Raw genomic sequence first — 921 nt, forward strand, 5'->3', positions numbered from 1 at the left:
TTCGGCGTCCAGGTGATGAAAATACTGCCCAGCACCGCCACCATCGCGCTCTTGTCGGCGTTCCATCGGGCTTCTGTCACCGGCACACGGTCCGCGCCACTACCAGGCCGGGTGTGCAGGCCGTAAACCCGCATGTCTCCAGCCTCATCCAGACGAAACTGGAAACGCACCCGGGTACTGGCAACCCGCATGTCTGCCAGTTGCTCCGGGCTGTACAGCGTTGAATCCCCGATATCCCGTGGCCAAAAAGCCAACATCACGACATTCAACGCCGAGCTGGCTCCGGCCGCAGCCCCGGTAAGTCCACGCACAGCCCAGGCCCCCATATCCGCGCCCAGCGTTCCCGCAACACGCCCGACCGCTCCACCCGTACCCGTCGAGCCCATCAGTGCCACAGCACCAAAATTGGCTGCACGCTCGGGAGCCTCTCCCGCCGCTGTCGAGCCGGCCCGCACTGAAACACAGGACTTGGCAAATACGCACAGGCTTGCCGGCCGACTCGTCATGGCCGGTGTGACAAAGCTGGAAGGCGGGGGGCTGTTTGCGGGCGGTATGCTTCGAGGAGCAACACGGGGCTGCGGGGCCGACTCGATGTTCTGATACATCAGGCTTTGGTTGGCGATCAACGTGGGCGGGGGGCTGCATTTACACCGGCATAGATCGCCGTGCAGAGCCGTGTTGCGCCCTTCCCACGTTTGAACCAGACGAGGGCCGATGCATTCGATAACGCCCAGGCTTTTGCACGCAGGGCAGGCGACTCTGTCGCCTTCCCGGACAATCAGTTTCCCTTCGATTTCTGCGCCATCAAGGCCGGCCTTCACCACACCGCCTGCCGTGGTTTTCGCCCCGTCTGTGATGTTGTAGCGCCTCACATCTGGCTCTCCTTTTCCGCATTTTCCATGTTGTTTTCCTTTTCTGGCT

The 921-nt window shown here is 62.0% G+C and carries 1 protein-coding gene and 1 pseudogene; both read right to left on the reverse strand.

What is annotated here, in order from left to right; translation table 11 throughout:
* A partial coding sequence (locus LIY45_RS30550) for an S-type pyocin domain-containing protein (RefSeq protein WP_226478719.1) occupies window positions 1–257 on the reverse strand: 257 nt, incomplete at its 3' end.
* A gap of 441 nt (window positions 258–698) precedes the next feature.
* A pseudogene (locus LIY45_RS30555) lies at window positions 699–872 on the reverse strand (PAAR domain-containing protein); the annotation flags it as partial.
* Window positions 873–921 lie beyond the last annotated feature (49 nt).

Origin of the sequence: Pseudomonas sp. MWU16-30323 (assembly GCF_020515595.1) — a bacterium.
Lineage (GTDB): Bacteria > Pseudomonadota > Gammaproteobacteria > Pseudomonadales > Pseudomonadaceae > Aquipseudomonas > Aquipseudomonas yamanorum.